Genomic DNA, 15,864 nt, shown 5'->3' with positions numbered 1-15,864 from the left:
CGGAGGTTTCCGCCCGGCGTCCGAGGGCAGGAAAAACCGGGTATCAGCGGTCGAAGAATTCGGCCGCTGGCATCAGTGCAGCTTGACGCGGGGCTCGGTCCGTCGGGACAGGCTCCGGGCCAGGCTGCCGAGCGCGGTCTTGACCGTGCCGTGCAGCGCCCGCTCGTGCATCTTGTAGAGCGAGCGGTACATCAGCCGGGCGAACAGCCCCTCGACCCACATGCTCCGGCCGGCCAGGAAGCCCATCAGGCTGCCAACGGTCGAATACTCGCCGAGCGAGACCAGCGAGCCGAAGTCCCGGTAGACGAAGGGAAGCGGCGGCTCGCCCTTCAGGCGCCGGCGGATCTGCTTCAGCAGGTGCGTCGCCTGCTGGTGCGCCGCCTGGGCGCGCGGCGGCACCGGCTTGCCGCCCGGCATCTCGCACCAGGCGCAGTCGCCGATCGCGAAGATGTCGGGGTCGCGCGTCGTCTGCAGCGTCGGCAGCACGACAAGCTGGTTGCTGCGGCTGGTCTCGAGCCCGCCGAGGTCGCGCAGCACTTCCGGCCCCTTCACCCCGGCGGCCCAGATCACGAGTTCCGAATCGATAAAGCGGCCGTCCTTCATCTCGATCCCGGCCTCGGTCACGCGCGTGACCGGCACGCCGGTGCTGACCATGACGCCGATGCCTTCGAGCAACTGCCGCGCCGCCTCCGAAATCCGTTCCGGCAGGCCGGGCAGGATGCGCGGCGCCGCCTCGATCAGGGTGATGCGGATGTCCTTGTCGGGGTCGATGCGGTCGAGCCCGTAGGCAACGACGGCGCGTGCCGAATGGTGCAGCTCCGCGGCCAGTTCCGTGCCTGTCGCCCCGGCGCCGATGATCGCGACATGCAACTGCCCGGGCCGCACGGGCGCATCCTGGCCGTGCGCGCGCAGGCAGGCATTCACCAGGCGTCGGTTGAAGCGCACGGCCTGCTGCGTGGTCTCGAGCGCGATGGCGTGCTCGCGCACGCCGGGCGTACCGAAATCATTCGTCGTGCTGCCGATGGCGATGACGAGCGTGTCGTAGGGCAGCGCCTGCCCGGGCGTCACCTCGCGTCCCTCCTCGTCGAAGGTGGGCGCCAGAAGCACGGTCTTCGCGGTGCGATCGAGCCCCACCATCTCCCCGTGGCGGAAGCGGAAATGATGCCAGTGCGCCTGCGCCAGGTAGCCGAGCTCATGCTCGTCGGGGTCCATGCTGCCGGCGGCGACCTCGTGCAGCAGGGGCTTCCAGAGATGCCCCCGCGCGCGGTCCACCAGCGTGACCAAGGCCTCGCCCCGCCGGCCGAGCCGGTCGCCGAGCCGCGTCGCGAGCTCGAGCCCGGCGGCGCCCCCGCCGGCGATGACGATGCGGTGCGGGTCCGCCCCGGGCGATGCGTCGGCCATGCCGTGCTCCTGCGCTGCCACGCCAGCATCGGCGCAGCGGCGGCGCGCCGTCCAGGCCCGCTTGCGGCTGCGCAATGAAACGCGGCGCATGCATGCCCGACCCTTGGCCCTGAGGGCCGAAGCCGCGACTGCGGTCGGCCGCCAGTCCGGCGAAGCCACGGTGGCCTGATGGCCGCGGCCCGGCGCCTGAGGCGCACGAAGGTGACGCCTTCGTGCGTTGGGTTGTGATCGAGGGCGCCGAGCGGCGGCTACCGCTGCGCCTCGGCCACCTCGACGTCGCTGCGGCAGGCCGTTCGCGCGAGCCACGGCCAGGGGTCGACCGGCCGTCCGTCCCGCCGCAATTCGATGTGCAGATGCGCACCGGTCGTCCGCCCCGTCCGGCCGACAGCGCCTATCGTCTCGCCGCCCGCGACCGCCGCCCCGGGCGTCAGCCCCGGTGCGATCCGCGAAAGATGCGCATAGCGCGCGACCGACCCGTCGGCGTGGCGGATGTCGAGGATGATGCCGTAGGCGTAGTAGCGCCCGGCGAAGGCCACGGTACCGCCCACCGCGGCGCGAACCGGCGTGCCGGTCGGTGCCCGCAGGTCCACGCCGGCGTGGAACACGCGGCCGCGCTGACCGAAGCCGGACGAATACTCGCCCGAAACCGGCAGGGCGACCGGGCAGGGCGCGGCGATGGCGCCTGCCGGCGCAAGAGCCGCCGCCAGGACGAACGCGGCACACGGCAGGCGGCGGCCCGCGCGATCATTCGGCATGCGGATCTTGTCCCCCAGGGCAGCGACGTGCCTCTGCAAGAGCAGCCGGCGGGCGGCACGTCAATCCCGGGCCGGCGCGCCGGCCACCTGTCAGAACTGTCGCGCGACGCGGCGCCCGGCGCCTAGACTAGGGGTGCATGCCCGCCTGGGCGCTGCCGATGGGGGCGGCGCATGGGCGGCTGTCTTCGGCGCGCGGCATCCCGTTCGCCGTCCGCGCATCGCGACCCATGAGGTGACCTTGCCCGCCGCGGCACGCTCCGAGACCCTGGCCACCCGACCGCTGCCCAGGCGGCGGCGCGGCGGCCTGCCCCTCGCCCTGCTGGCGTTGCTGCCGCTGAGCGCCTTCGCCGTCTTCGCGGTCGTCGACGCGATGGGCAGCATTCGCGCCGCCGAGCAGGCGCGGCTGCGCGGCGCGGCACAGGCGCTGGCGGCCGCGGTCGATGCGCGGATCTACGCCGGGTTCGCGGCGCTCCGCGGCTTCGGGGTCTCGCCGCTGTTTGACGATCCGGCGGATCCCATCCAGATCGAGGCGCGTGCGCGCGACGTGGCGGAAGCGCTGGGCGGCTGGATCGTGTTCCTGGGGCCGCCGCCCGAGCATCGGTTGCTCGCGAATTCGCTCCGCGGCCCCGGGCGGCCGCTACCCTCTCCGCGTCCCACCGAGGTCAAGGACGCCACGGCCGCGCCGCTGACCCGGGTGTTCGCGGAGGGCCGGCCCGGGGTCTCGGACGTGTTCGACGGCCCGTTGCGCGGCCGCCCCGTGTTCCTGAGCTTCCTGCCGTTGCTGCATGCCGGCCGGGCCACCCGTGCGCTTGCCCTCGGTCAGGATACGGCGGCCCTGCAGGCGCTGCTTGCGCAGCAGGACCTGCCGGCGGGCACCGTTGCCGCGATCGTCGACCGGCGGATGCAGGTTGTCGCCCATTCGAACGGCGACGCCGCCATGCCTACGATCCCGGCGGCATGGCGCGCGGCGCTGCAGCAGGGCGAACAGCGCGGCATGGTCTCCGACGATGGCGCAGACGGCGCGGCGGACGTCGCCTTCGAGCGGCTCACCATGGCCGAGGGCTGGACCGTTGTCGTCTCGCAACCCCTCGAGGCGGGGCCCGCCGCGGCCTGGCGGGAACTGGAATTCCTGCTGGCGGCTGCGGCTGCGTTGATGGTCGCCTTGCTCGGCGCAATCTGGATGAACCGGCGCCTCGCGCTGCGCGACGCGCTCCACGAGGCCGCCGCGCTCCGGGCGGGGCGCGCCGAGGTCGAGCGCCTGCACGCCGCCATGCCCGTGTTGATCTTCCTGCGTGACATCGCCCCCGACGGATCCTCACGCCTGCTCTATCGCGCGGGGGACCTCGAGGCCGTGACGGGCTGGCCGGCCGATGAACTCGCGCGCCACGACAACCTGATGAAGGCGTTCGGCGACGCCGCGCCCGACTGCACGCTGCGGTTCCAGCGCACGGCCCTCGACGAGGGGCGGGCGAGCGTCGAATGGCGCTTCCGGCAGCCCGACGGAAGCTGGCGGCATGTGCTGCAGGCGGGGCGGATCCTGACGCGCCGCGCCGATGGGGGCGCGGAGCTGGTGGGCTACCTGCTCGACGTCACGGCCGAGCGGGCGGCGCAGGCGCGCGCGGAGGCGGCGGGCCGGCTCGCGGCGCTCGGGGAACTGTCCGCGGGTCTCGCGCATGAATTGCGGCAGCCGCTGCAGGCGATCCTGCTTTCGGCCGAGAACGCGCAGCGGGTGGCGGCCTCGCAGGGCGATGCGGCACTCGGGCGCCGGCTCGCGCGGATCGTCGCGCAGGCGGACCGGGCCGGCGCGGTGATCGACGAGTTGCGGCGCTTCGCCCGCGGCGCGGAGGGGGCGGGGCCGCCGGTGCCTGTCAGCCTCGCGCGCAGCGTGGAGCGCGCGCTGTCGCTGGTCGGCCATTCGCTGCGCGAGGCCGGGATTGCGGTCGAGATCGATCTCGGCGCCGCGGGCCCCTGGGTGCTGGGCCAGGCGCTGCCGATCGAGCAGGTGCTGACGAACCTGTTGCTGAATGCACGCGATGCGCTGGTCGAGCGGCCGCCGGGCGCGGCGCGGCGCATCCGCATCACGGCACGGAACACGGAGGACGGCGTCACGGCGCTCCGCGTCGCCGACACCGGTGGCGGCATCGCGCCCGACCTGCTGCCGCGCCTATTCCAGCCCTTCGTCACGACCAAGAGCCCGGAGACCGGCACGGGGCTTGGCCTGTCGATATGCCACGGGCTGATGCGCGCGATGGGCGGCGAGATCGAGGGCTGCAACGACAGTGAGGGGGCGGCGTTCACGCTGAGGCTGCGCCGGGCGGAGCAGGTTGCGCCCGAAGTGCCGGCGGAGATGGCTGGGGGACCTGGATTCGAACCAAGACTGCCCGAGTCAGAGTCGGGAGTTCTACCGTTAAACTATCCCCCAAGCGGGCCCGGCCGTGGCCGAGGGCCGGGGGAGTAGCATCGGGGCCCCGGGGAGGCAACACCCACCGGCGCAACGCTCGGCCCGGCGGTTGCGGATGCGGCATGGAAAGCGCTTGCCCCACGCCCCACATGTCCAGATCATTCCAATATGATCGGCTCTCGCCCGCCGGTCCGGACCCGAGATGACCGACGCCGCCGCCCCCCTTGTCCCCGACGCACCGCCGCATCCGGCGGACCGGGGATTCGCGCGCGCGGACCCCGGCGGCGCGGCCTATGCCGCCCTCGACCTCGGCACCAACAATTGTCGGCTGCTGGTCGCGGCGCCGACGGGCTCGGGCTTCCGCGTGGTCGACAGCTTCAGCCGCATCGTCCGGCTGGGGGAGGGGCTGGCCACCAGCGGGCGCCTCGCGGAGGCCGCGATGGACCGCGCCGCCGCGGCGCTGGCCGCCTGCGCCGAGAAGCTGGCGCGCCGCCCGGTCCGCCGGCTTGAGGCGGTGGCGACCGAGGCCTGCCGGCGCGCCGCGAACGGCCCGGCCTTCCTCGCCCGCGTCACGGCCGAGACGGGGCTCAGGCTTCGCGTCATCTCGGCGCGGGAGGAGGCGGAGCTCGCCATGGAATCCTGCGCGCCGCTGCTCGAGCCCGAGGACCGGCGCGCGCTGCTGTTCGACATCGGCGGCGGCAGTACCGAGATCGCGTGGATGCGCGTGCCGCCAGGCGGGGCCTTTCCGGAACTGATCGGCTATGTCTCGCTGCCGCTCGGCGTCGTCACGCTGGCCGAGCGGGCCGGCCGGGACTGCTTCACAGAGAGCGGCTTCTTCGAGGTGGTGGACGAGGTCACGGCATATCTTGCGGAATTCGACCGCGTGCATTGCATCGGGCAGGAGATTCGGGCGGGTGGTGTCCGGCTGATGGGCACGTCCGGGACCGTCACCACGCTGGCGGGCGTGGCGATGGCGCTGCCGCGCTACCGCCGGCCGCTGGTGGACGGCAAGACCCTGGATTGCGAGGCTGCGGACCTGGCGCTGGGCGACCTTTTCGCGCTCGGCCGCAAGGGCCTGGCCGAACACCCCTGCGTCGGCCCGGACCGGGTGGAATTCGTGCTGCCGGGCTGCGCGGTCTATGCTGCGATCCGGCGCGTCTGGCCGACGCCGCGGCTGACGGTCGCGGACCGTGGCCTGCGGGAAGGGATGCTGACGCGGATGATGCGCGCCGATCGCGCGCCGCGCCGCCGCACGAGATAGGGAACGCAGCCATGGCGAAGAAGCCGCCGGCCGCGGGGCGCGGCATGGCCACGCGGCTGCGCACGGCCGAGGGGCGCAGCACCGCCAGCCAGCGTTGGCTGACGCGGCAGTTGAACGACCCCTATGTCCGGGCGGCGAAAGCGCAGGGCTTCCGGTCCCGCGCCGCGTTCAAGCTGCTGGAGATCGACGCGAAGCTGAAGCTGCTGAAGCCCGGGATGCGGGTGGTGGACCTCGGCGCCGCGCCGGGCGGCTGGACGCAGGTGGCGGTCGCGGCGGTGGAGGAGCGCGGCGAGGTCGTCGCGATCGACATCCTGCCGATGGACCCGGTTGCCGGGGCGACCGTGCTGCAGGGCGACTTCACGGAGGATGAGGCGGAGGTGCGGGTGACCGCCGCCATGGGCGGGAAGGCCGATCTGGTGCTGTCCGACATGGCGCCGAACACCACGGGGCACCAGGCGACGGACCACCTGCGGATCATGGCGCTGGCCGAGATCGCGCTGGATTTCGCGACCCGCGTGCTGGCGCCGAAGGGCGCGTTCGTCGCGAAGGTGCTGCAGGGGGGCACGGAGGCCGAGATGCTGGCCGTGCTGAAGCGGGATTTCGCGGTGGTGCGCCACGTGAAGCCGCCGGCGAGCCGGAAGGACAGCGCCGAGATGTATGTGGTTGCGACGGGTTTCCGGCGTTGAAGAAGTGATGCTCCCACAAACTCTTACACCAAAGCCCTGAAGGGTCTTGAAGGCGGCGCCGCGCCGGCGGACGAAACGCTCACGCAGATGAGGCGGCCCCCGTTCAGCGTGTCCGAGGGCGCGCTTTTGGTCATGGGGCACGCCGATCCTGGGGCCTGCATGGCGCCACCTTGACTCGCGGGACCTCGCCGCCCTTTCGCGCGGGACGATTGAGCCTGCAGCATGCGGGGCGGCCGCGTCCCTGCCGCTGCAGGGCGTCGGCGGCGGAGGCCTTCTCGGCGTGCGAGGGATCGCTTTCGTGTGATCAGACTCACGCTGTCGCGCCCCGTGGCGATTGACCTCATTCCAAGGCGTGCGCTCCGATGCGGCGACGAGGGGGCTTCCCGGCAGACGCTGCATGCGTCGGTCTCGTCGGATCCCGTTGAGCCCGCCTTCGGGGTTGGCCGGACATGCGTAGGCGCATCCACGGCTGCCCGCCGCGCGGACCCGCGACCGTTGGCGCAGGGAGGGGACGATGGACTTCGACCTAACGATCGTGCTGGTCCTGGGGGGCCTCGGTGTCCTCGGCGGCATCTTCTTCCTTCGACAGAGGGCGCAGGCGCAGCGTAGCGCGGCGCTGGCGGCCATGGCCGCTCGGCGGGGTTGGGACATTGCGATGGAGGGCCGCCAAACGGCCCTCGGGATCGCGCACCTGAGCGGCAAGGAGGCGCGCATCGTCGTGACGCCCAGGGACGGCCAGGGCTGGCGCTGCGACTCCGGCACCTGGGACGAGGAGGCGACGAACCCGAACGACGAGTCCGGCGCCAGCGTCGTCAGGCGACGGGGCCTGACCGAATTCACCGACGCCGCCTGCAAGGCACCGGAGGGCTTTGCGTTGGCGATCGCGCTGCCGGCCTCGGCGGACATCAGGGCGCTCGCCAGCCCCTCGGCGCAAGGGCTTCCCGACACGTTCCGGAAGGCGCTGTTCGAGCGAATGTTCGGCGAGTTCGGCCCCGCCGCGGCGCTGCTCCAGCCCCTGGAGGGGCCGGAGGCGGTGCAGGGACGGCTGAGCCTTTTCGCAACCGGCAGCATGCCGTCGGAGATCGACCTGGGGCGCATCGTGGCGGCGACGGATGCCTGGCAGAGCCGGCATGGGGGGGAGGCGTCCCCGATCCTGCTCTGGCGCGGCGACGGTCTGCGCGTGCGGATGCGCACGGATGCGGTGGATCCGGGACGGCTCGAGGACTTCGTGCAGACCGCGCTCGAGATGCGGGGCGCGGTCTTTCGCACCTCCTGAGGCGGCAGGCGCCACGTGGCTGAAATACGTAGGTGACTGCCAGCGATGTTCGTTTTCCGCGACCTCCTCGTCTTCCTGCGCTTGCCGTGACCCCCGCCGCCCACTAAGGAGGGCCGCCAAGGTTCGGATCCCGAAAGGTCCCCCATGGCTCCCGACAGCAGCAACGACGCCCCCCGCTTCGCGCCCCGCATGATCGAGGAGGCCTTCGCCTTCGACGACGTACTGCTGGTGCCGGCCTTCTCCACCGTCCTGCCCGCTCAGACCGACACGCGCACCCGCATGACGCGGGAGATCACGCTCAACATCCCGCTGATCTCGGCGGCGATGGACACGGTGACCGAGGCGAACATGGCGATCGCCATGGCCCAGTCGGGCGGCATCGGCGTGATCCACAAGAACCTGAGCCCCGAGGACCAGGCCGCGCAGGTGCGGCAGGTGAAGAAGTTCGAATCGGGCATGGTGGTGAACCCGCTGACCGTCCATCCCGACCAGACCCTGGCCGAGGTGCGCGCGCTGCAGGACCGCCACCGGATCAGCGGCATCCCGGTGGTCGAGCGCGGCTCGGGCCGGCTCGTCGGCATCATCACGAACCGCGACGTCCGCTTCGCGACCGACCCGAACCTTCGCGTCTACGAACTCATGACGCGCGAGAACCTGGTCACCGCCGAGCCGGACATCACGCCCGACGAGGCGCGCGGCCTGCTGCACAAGCACCGGATCGAGAAGCTTCTCGTGGTCGACGAAGCCTATCGCTGCGTCGGCCTCATCACGGTGAAGGACATGGACAAGGCGCAGGCCAATCCGAACGCGGTGAAGGACGGCATGGGGCGGCTGCGCGTCGCCGCCGCGACCGGCGTGGGCGAGGACGGGCTGAAGCGCGCCGAGCTGCTGGTCGCGGCCGATGTGGACGTCGTGGTGGTGGACACCGCCCACGGCCATTCCCGCGGCGTGATGGCGGCCGTCGAGATCATCAAGCGCATGTCGAATTCCGTGCAGGTCGTCGCCGGCAACATCGCGACCCCCGAAGGCGCGCTGGCGCTGATCGAGGCCGGCGCCGACGCGGTCAAGATCGGCATCGGCCCGGGCTCGATCTGCACGACGCGGATCGTCGCTGGCGTCGGCGTGCCGCAGCTGACCGCCGTGATGGAAAGCGCCGCGGCGGCGCGGGAGAAGGGCGTGCCCGGCATCGCCGACGGTGGCATCCGGTCCTCGGGCGACTTGGCCAAGGCGCTGGCGGCGGGTGCCGATTGTGCCATGCTGGGCAGCGTCTTCGCCGGCACGGACGAGGCTCCGGGCGAGGTCTTCCTCTACCAGGGCCGGTCGTACAAATCCTATCGCGGCATGGGCAGCCTCGGCGCCATGGCGCGGGGTTCCGCCGACCGCTACTTCCAGGCCGAGGTGCAGGACAGCCTGAAGCTGGTGCCGGAGGGCGTCGAGGGCCGCGTCGGCTACAAGGGCCCGGTGGGCGCGGTGCTGCACCAGATGGTCGGCGGCCTGCGCGCCGCCATGGGCTACACGGGCTGCGCCACCATTCCCGACCTGCAGTCCCACGCGCGCTTCCGCCGCATCACCGGCGCCGGCCTGCGCGAGAGCCATGTCCACGACGTGGCCGTCACGCGCGAGGCGCCGAACTACCGCGCCGAGAACTGAAGCGCGCGCGGCCGGGACCGCGATCCGCCCGGGCGGGCCTGGTGCGTCGTGCTGGCGGCGCGCCGGCATCTCGGCCATCCTGAATTCGAAGGACAGGAGATGCGCCATGCCCGCGCCTGAAGCGGTCGTGTTCGATGCCTACGGAACGCTGCTCGACGTCAATGCCGCCATGGCGGGGCATGCGGCGCGGCTGGGCGCGCGGTGGGAATCGCTCTCGGGCGAATGGCGCGCGAAGCAGCTGGAATACACCTGGGTGCGCAGCCTGACCGGCCCCGCCCGGCACGAGGATTTCTGGCTCTGCACGCGCGACGCGCTGGCCTTCGTGCTGGCGCGCCACGGCATCGCCGACGAGGCGCTGGCGCGCGACCTGATGCAGGCCTACCGCACGCTGCCCGCCTATCCCGAGGTGCCCGCCATGCTGCGCGCGGTGCGCGCGCGGGGCGTCGCGACCGCGATCCTGTCCAACGGCACGCCCGGCATGCTGGCGGCGGCCGTGGAGGCGGCCGGGATCGCGCCCCTGATCGACGAGGTGCTGAGCGTGGAGGAAGTGGGCGTCTTCAAGCCGGACCGGCGCGTCTATGGGCTGGCGACGCGCCAGTTCGGCTGTTCGCCGGACGCGCTGGCCTTCGTGTCGGGCAATGCCTGGGACGCGCAGGCGGCGCATCATTTCGGCATGCGCGTGATCCGCGTCTGCCGAGCCGCGACGCCGGACGAATACGGCCTGGAGGAAGCGGGTGTGCCGGTGGTGACGGACCTCGCCGGCCTGACAGACCTGCTGGCGTGACGCCCGCCGGACGCATCGCCGCCGCGATCGATCTCCTCGGCGTCCTCGAAGACCAGTGCTTCGCGGAGGGCGCGCGCCGCCGGCCCGCGGACGCGGTGGCGAGCGACTTCCTCCGGTCGCGCCGCTTCATCGGCGGCGCCGACCGCCGCGTCGTCTCGGAACTGGCCTGGGGCGTGGTGCGCCAGCGCATCCGTCTCGGCTGGCACCTGGAGCGCATCGGCATGGCGCCGACGGCGCGGCTGCTGCTGCTGGCGCAGCTGCTGCTCGTGGAGCGCGAGCAGCGCCAGGCGGTGGAGGCCGTCTTCGACGGGTCCCGCTACGGGCCGGCGGCGCTGGACGAGGCGGAGCGCCGCGCGGCCGCGGCCCTGGCGGGCCGGCCGCTGCAGGACCCGGCGATGCCGGAGGCGGTGCGCCTCAACCTGCCCGGCTGGGCGCTGCCCGCGCTGGCGGCGCGCTTCGGGCCGCGCCTTGCCGCGGAAGCGGCGGCGCTGGAAGCCGAGGCGCCGCTCGACCTGCGCGCCAACCTGCTGAAGACCGACCGCGATGCCGCCCGGCACCTGCTGGCGGGGGAGGGGATCGAGGCGGCACCCACGCCCTTCTCCCCCTGGGGCCTCAGGCTGCCGGCGCGCCGGCCCATCACCGGGACCGCCGCCTACCGGGACGGGCTGATCGAGGTGCAGGACGAGGGCAGCCAGCTGATCGCGCTGCTGGCCGATGCCCGGCCCGGGATGCGCGTCGCGGATTACTGCGCCGGCGCGGCGGGCAAGACGCTCGCCATGGCGGCGACGATGGGCAATCGCGGGCGGATCACCGCCTGCGACACCTCGGCGCCGCGGCTCGAGGGGGCGGGGAAGCGCCTGCGGCGCGCGGGCGTCGACAACGCCGAACGCCACCTGCTGGCACCCGGCGACCGCTGGGCCAAGCGGCGGGCGGGCACCTTCGACCGCGTGCTGGTCGATGCGCCCTGCACCGGCACCGGCACCTGGCGGCGCAATCCGGACGCGCGGCTCCGCACCGGCCCCGAGGACCTCGCCGAGCTCCTGGTCGTGCAGCATGATATCCTCGTCAAGGCCGCAGAATTGGTGCGCCCGGGCGGCCGGCTGGTCTACGCTACCTGTTCCTTGTTGCCTCAGGAGAACGAGGAGCAGATGGATCGCTTCCTGGCGCGCGGCGATGCCTTCGCGACGGTTCCGCTGGACGGGCTTTGGGCGGCGCTGCGACCCGGCGTCCCGGTGCCCTGCGCGGGGCCCTGGCTTTCACTGTCGCCGGCAGGGCAGGGGACCGACGGGTTCTTCTGTGCGGTGCTGGAGCGCGCGGCGTGATCAGCATCCGCCGCGCCCGCCCGGCCGATGCGCCGGCGATCGGGGAGATCCACGCGGCGGTCTGGCGCTCGGCCTATGCGGGCATCCTGCCCGATGCCTATCTCGCGGGGCTTTCGGCCAGCCGGCTCGCGGGCTTCTACCAGCGCGCCATCCTCGACCGGCGGGAAGGCCATGCGGTCTTCGTGGCGGTGGCGGGCGGCGCGGATGCGCCGATCCAGGGGCTCGGCGGCTCGACGGTGGTGGGCTTCGCCTCCGGCGGTCGCGCCCGGCGCCCGGGTCTCGCGGATGGCGAGGTCGAGACGCTCTACCTGCTCGAGGACTGGCGCGACCGCGGCGCGGGCCGTCGGCTGATGCGCGCCATGGGGGCGCATCTGCGCGCGGTCGGCTGCCGGTCGGCCATGCTCTGGGTGCTGCGGGACAATCCGACGCAATGGTTCTACCGCCGGCTCGGCGCCCGGGAAGTGGCGCGGGAGGGCATCCGCGTCGGCGGCCAGGCGGTCGAGCAGGCGGCTTATGTCTGGGACCCGATCGAGAGCCTGCTGGCGGCGACCGCGCCGGCCGGGGAGCGATAGGGCGCTCTACGCTGCGGCTGGCTCGGCCCCGGTGATGCGAAACACGCAATGGCGTGCGGCTTGCCCCAGGCGCGCCGGCATGCTTCACGCCGCCATGGCCGACCCGCACGCTGATTCCGCCCCCCGGCACGACCATGTGCTGATCCTCGACTTCGGCAGCCAGGTGACGCAGCTCATCGCGCGCCGCCTGCGCGAAACCGGCGTCTATTGCGAGATCTGGCCCTTCAACGCCGCACCCGAGGCCCGCATCCGCGCCTTCGCGCCGCGCGGCATCATCCTCTCCGGCGGGCCAGCCTCGGTCACCGAGGGCGAGAGCCCGCGCGCGCCGGAGGCCGTGTTCCGGCTCGGCGTGCCCGTGCTCGGCATCTGTTACGGGCAGCAGGCCATGGCGGCGCAGCTCGGCGGCGCGGTCGAGCCGCACGACCATCGCGAATTCGGCCGCGCCTTCGTGGACGTCGTGGCCGACAGCGCGCTGACGAAGGGCGTCTGGGCGCCCGGCGCGCGCGAGCAGGTCTGGATGTCGCATGGCGACCGCGTGACGCGCCTGCCCGAGGGCTTCCGCCCCGTGGCCGTCAGCGACGGCGCGCCCTTCGCCGCCATCGCCGACGACGAGCGCCACTTCTACGGCGTGCAGTTCCACCCGGAGGTGGTCCACACGCCGCACGGCGCGGCCCTGCTGCGCAACTTCACGCACGGCATCTGCGGCTGCCGCGGCGACTGGACCATGGGCGCCTATCGCGCCGAGACCATCGCGAAGATCCGCGCCGAGGTCGGCCAGGGGCGTGTCGTCTGCGGCCTGTCGGGCGGCGTCGATTCCTCGGTGGCCGCGGTGCTGATCCACGAGGCGATCGGCGACCAGCTCACCTGCATCTACGTCGACCACGGTCTGATGCGCGCGAACGAGAGCGCGCAGGTGGTCAAGACCTTTCGCGACCGCTTCAACATCCGCCTTGTGCACCGCGACGCCTCCGACCTGTTCCTCGGCCAGTTGAGCGGCGTCACGGACCCCGAGGTGAAGCGCAAGACGATCGGGCGGCTGTTCATCGAGGTGTTCGAGGAGGAGCAGAACAAGCTCGGCGGCGCGGATTTCCTGGCGCAGGGCACGCTCTATCCGGATGTGATCGAGAGCGTGTCCGCCACCGGCGGGCCGTCGGTCACCATCAAGTCGCACCACAATGTCGGCGGCCTGCCGGAAGGGATGCGCATGCGGCTGGTCGAGCCGCTGCGGGAATTGTTCAAGGACGAGGTGCGCGCGCTGGGCCGCGAACTCGGCATCCCGGAGGAGATCGTGGGCCGCCATCCCTTCCCGGGTCCGGGGCTCGCCATCCGCATCCCGGGCGAGGTCACGCGCGAGAAGGCGGACCTGCTGCGGCGCGTGGACACGGTCTTCCTCGAGGAGATCCGCAACGCCGGGCTCTATGACGCGATCTGGCAGGCCTTCGCGGTGCTGCTGCCGGTGCGGACAGTGGGCGTGATGGGCGATGGCCGCACCTACGACCAGGCCTGCGCGCTGCGGGCGGTGACCAGCACCGACGGCATGACGGCGGAGTTCTACCCCTTCGACATGGCCTTCCTGGGTCGCGTCGCGAACCGCATCGTGAACGAGGTGCGCGGGATCAACCGCGTGACCTACGACATCACGAGCAAGCCGCCGGGGACGATCGAGTGGGAATGATGCGATAGGCTTCGGCAGGGTTCGAGACCTATCGCGCAAACGGCGCTTAGTATCTAAAATCATTGATAATATCTGGTGAGATGCTTCGCGATCTATCGCGCGCAAGCGCGATGATCTGACGGCATCCTTGACGGTATCATCTGGCGGATAGTGCAGGCGTGTTGAAGCTTGCCCGCCTGGAGCTCCGTCAAGCTCGATCCAATTTTTGCGGACAAAGAACTGAATTTATTGATAATTTTTATTGGACTGACGGTATCAGCTCTGACGGTATGGACGGCCCTGGAGCGGGGCGTATCGTAGTCGCTGAGGAGGATGCCATGCTCACCGATATCGCCATCAAGCGGCTGAAACCAAAAGACAAATCGTACAAGGTTGCTGACCGCGACGGTATGTATGTCGCGGTCCTGCCGTCAGGAGCGATCTCGTTCCGCTACGACTATCGGCTGAACGGGCGCCGCGAAACGCTGACCCTCGGCGCCTACGGACCTGGCGGACTGACGCTCGCCGAAGCCCGCGAGCGCTGCCTCATTGCTCGGAAGACCGTTGCGGTCGGACAGTCGCCCGCGCAGGAGAAGCAGCGCGCGAAGCGCCGCGCGGCAGAAGCACTCACCATCGCGGCCGCCGGAAAGCGCTGGTTCGACGGCGCGCGAATGGCCGAGAGCACACGGGCGATGCGGAAGGCAATCTTCGACCGGGACATCCTGCCGACATGGAAGAATAGACTCCTGTCGGAGATCACGCCCGACGATCTGCGCGGGCTCTGTGCCAAAGTGAAGGAGCGCGGTGCGCCGGCGACCGCGATCCATGTTCGCGACATCATCAAGCAGATCTATGGCCACGCGATCCTGCATGGCGAGAAGATTGCGAACCCGGCCGACGAAGTGGGGCCGGCATCAATCGCCACCTTCGTGCCGAAGGATCGCGCGCTTTTGCCGTCGGAGATCCGCATTCTGTTCGACCAGGTCGAACACGTCGCAACCCTGCCGACCATACGGCTCGGGCTCCGCCTCATTCTCCTGACCATGGTGCGCAAGAGCGAGCTGCTCGATGCGACATGGGACGAGGTAGATTTTGAAAACGCTGTCTGGACTATTCCGAAGGAGCGCATGAAGCGCTCGCGCGCGCACAACGTCTATCTCGCGCGACAGGCACTCGACATCATGGTCGCGCTGAAAACCTGCGCTGGCAATTCACCCTATGTGTTGCCCTCTCGCTATGAGGCCGACCAGCCGATGTCCCGTGCGACCTTCAATCGCGTCATCTACGCGGTTGTCGGGCGTGCGAAGACCAGCGGGCTGCCGTTGGGCGCCTTCACGGTGCACGACCTGCGGCGGACTGGCGCGACGTTGCTGAACGAGCTCGGCTTCAACAGCGACTGGATCGAGAAAACCCTTGCCCATGAGGACAATCGATCGTCGCGCGGTGTCTACAACAAGGCGGAGTATGAGCCGCAGCGTCGACACATGCTCCAGGAGTGGGCGGACATGATCGACGCATGGTGCAGCGGACAGAAGCGGGTGCCCACGCTCTATCCGCCGACGATGCAGCTTGGGCCCACAGACGTCATGCCTTCAAAGGGCGTGTCCGCCGCATCCTGACATCGGGTATTGGCGCGCGCATTGATGCGCCACGGTCAGCGCCGTGCCGCCGCTCCGCGAGCCATGCTGCGATTTCTGCGTAGTCCCAAGCCACGCAACGCGGCGTCAGATGGAAGCGTCGTGGAAATTCGCCCCTCTGCTCCATCTCGTAGATCGTCGTGTCCGATAGTGGGACGAGATCCCGAAGCTCGTGCCGTCGAAGGGTTCGGCGAAGAGCGGGGAAGCTGCGCTGATTCTCGGACATGTGCCGCTCCGTGACGATCGCTATCGCCATGCAGCGGCATCTATCGAGCAGAGAAAAGCCGAGATTGAATGCCGTAGTGCCGCGTCGCGTCGCTGCGTGCAAATCGGATGGTGATCCGCTGTATCCGCTGTCTGGGCCACACCTTGCGGCACGGGTTTCTAATGGTGCGCTGTCGCGGCTGATGTCGTGGCGGGGTGGCCGATGGAGATCGAGGTGGAGACTGCGAGCGCTCATACGAG

Annotated in this window: 14 protein-coding genes, 1 tRNA gene and 1 pseudogene; 10 read left to right on the top strand and 6 right to left on the bottom strand. The window is 71.2% G+C overall.

What is annotated here, in order from left to right; translation table 11 throughout:
• Window positions 1–72: 72 nt before the first annotated feature.
• The 4 genes from E8M80_RS00080 to E8M80_RS00065 form a co-directional block, all read right to left on the bottom strand.
• Complete coding sequence (locus E8M80_RS00080; RefSeq protein WP_137123618.1) at window positions 73–1,401, bottom strand: NAD(P)/FAD-dependent oxidoreductase; 1,329 nt, start codon at window positions 1,399–1,401, stop codon at window positions 73–75.
• 248 nt (window positions 1,402–1,649) lie between these two features.
• Complete coding sequence (locus E8M80_RS00075) at window positions 1,650–2,156, bottom strand: M23 family metallopeptidase (RefSeq protein ID WP_137123617.1); 507 nt, start codon at window positions 2,154–2,156, stop codon at window positions 1,650–1,652.
• A gap of 127 nt (window positions 2,157–2,283) precedes the next feature.
• Complete coding sequence (locus tag E8M80_RS00070; protein ID WP_137123616.1) at window positions 2,284–2,754, bottom strand: hypothetical protein; 471 nt, start codon at window positions 2,752–2,754, stop codon at window positions 2,284–2,286.
• Window positions 2,755–2,793: 39 nt separating this feature from the next.
• Window positions 2,794–3,420 carry a hypothetical protein gene (locus E8M80_RS00065; RefSeq protein WP_137123615.1) on the bottom strand — a complete coding sequence of 209 codons (627 nt, stop codon included), beginning with the start codon at window positions 3,418–3,420 and terminating at the stop codon, window positions 2,794–2,796.
• On the opposite strand from E8M80_RS00065, the pseudogene E8M80_RS26985 reads away from it, so the two are divergent.
• Window positions 3,310–4,458 (top strand): annotated as a pseudogene (locus E8M80_RS26985) (sensor histidine kinase); the annotation flags it as partial. The gene E8M80_RS00065 and the pseudogene E8M80_RS26985 sit on opposite strands and share 111 nt — an antisense overlap.
• A 46-nt stretch (window positions 4,459–4,504) precedes the next feature.
• On the opposite strand, the gene E8M80_RS00055 reads toward E8M80_RS26985, so the two are convergent.
• Window positions 4,505–4,578, bottom strand: a tRNA-Gln gene (locus E8M80_RS00055).
• Window positions 4,579–4,759: 181 nt separating this feature from the next.
• On the opposite strand from E8M80_RS00055, the gene E8M80_RS00050 reads away from it, so the two are divergent.
• The 9 genes from E8M80_RS00050 (at window position 4,760) to E8M80_RS00010 (ending at window position 15,381) form a co-directional block, all read left to right on the top strand.
• A complete protein-coding gene (locus E8M80_RS00050; RefSeq protein WP_137123614.1) occupies window positions 4,760–5,818 on the top strand; it encodes a Ppx/GppA phosphatase family protein in 1,059 nt (352 codons plus the stop codon).
• A gap of 11 nt (window positions 5,819–5,829) precedes the next feature.
• Window positions 5,830–6,504, top strand: a complete 675-nt coding sequence (locus E8M80_RS00045; RefSeq protein ID WP_137123613.1) for an RlmE family RNA methyltransferase — start codon at window positions 5,830–5,832, stop codon at window positions 6,502–6,504.
• Between the two features lie 514 nt (window positions 6,505–7,018).
• Window positions 7,019–7,780, top strand: coding sequence for a hypothetical protein (locus E8M80_RS00040; RefSeq protein ID WP_137123612.1), 762 nt, complete (start codon window positions 7,019–7,021; stop codon window positions 7,778–7,780).
• Between the two features lie 144 nt (window positions 7,781–7,924).
• Window positions 7,925–9,430: an IMP dehydrogenase gene (gene guaB / locus E8M80_RS00035; protein ID WP_137123611.1), complete on the top strand. Its 1,506-nt coding sequence runs from the start codon at window positions 7,925–7,927 to the stop codon at window positions 9,428–9,430.
• A gap of 106 nt (window positions 9,431–9,536) precedes the next feature.
• Window positions 9,537–10,214, top strand: coding sequence for a haloacid dehalogenase type II (locus E8M80_RS00030; protein WP_137123610.1), 678 nt, complete (start codon window positions 9,537–9,539; stop codon window positions 10,212–10,214).
• The gene (locus tag E8M80_RS00025; protein WP_137123609.1) at window positions 10,211–11,536 is read left to right on the top strand and encodes an RsmB/NOP family class I SAM-dependent RNA methyltransferase; all 1,326 of its coding nucleotides are present in this window, start codon (window positions 10,211–10,213) and stop codon (window positions 11,534–11,536) included. The genes E8M80_RS00030 and E8M80_RS00025 overlap by 4 nt, the downstream gene beginning before the upstream one ends.
• Window positions 11,533–12,108: a GNAT family N-acetyltransferase gene (locus E8M80_RS00020; protein WP_137123608.1), complete on the top strand. Its 576-nt coding sequence runs from the start codon at window positions 11,533–11,535 to the stop codon at window positions 12,106–12,108. Before E8M80_RS00025 ends, E8M80_RS00020 begins: the two co-directional genes overlap by 4 nt.
• Window positions 12,109–12,187: 79 nt before the next feature.
• Window positions 12,188–13,783, top strand: a complete 1,596-nt coding sequence (gene guaA / locus E8M80_RS00015; RefSeq protein WP_137123607.1) for a glutamine-hydrolyzing GMP synthase — start codon at window positions 12,188–12,190, stop codon at window positions 13,781–13,783.
• A gap of 317 nt (window positions 13,784–14,100) precedes the next feature.
• On the top strand, window positions 14,101–15,381 hold the full coding sequence (locus E8M80_RS00010) for a tyrosine-type recombinase/integrase (protein WP_137123606.1): 1,281 nt from the start codon (window positions 14,101–14,103) through the stop codon (window positions 15,379–15,381).
• Here the strand turns inward: E8M80_RS00010 and E8M80_RS00005 are convergent.
• Window positions 15,347–15,625: an AlpA family transcriptional regulator gene (locus E8M80_RS00005; protein ID WP_137123605.1), complete on the bottom strand. Its 279-nt coding sequence runs from the start codon at window positions 15,623–15,625 to the stop codon at window positions 15,347–15,349. The genes E8M80_RS00010 and E8M80_RS00005 overlap by 35 nt on opposite strands.
• Between the last annotated feature and the right edge of the window lie 239 nt (window positions 15,626–15,864).

The organism is Roseomonas sp. HF4 (assembly GCF_005222755.1).
Taxonomy (GTDB): Bacteria; Pseudomonadota; Alphaproteobacteria; order Acetobacterales; family Acetobacteraceae; genus Neoroseomonas.
The sequence above is the reverse complement of the archived record's forward strand: the minus strand, read 5'-3'. Positions and strand labels throughout refer to the sequence as shown.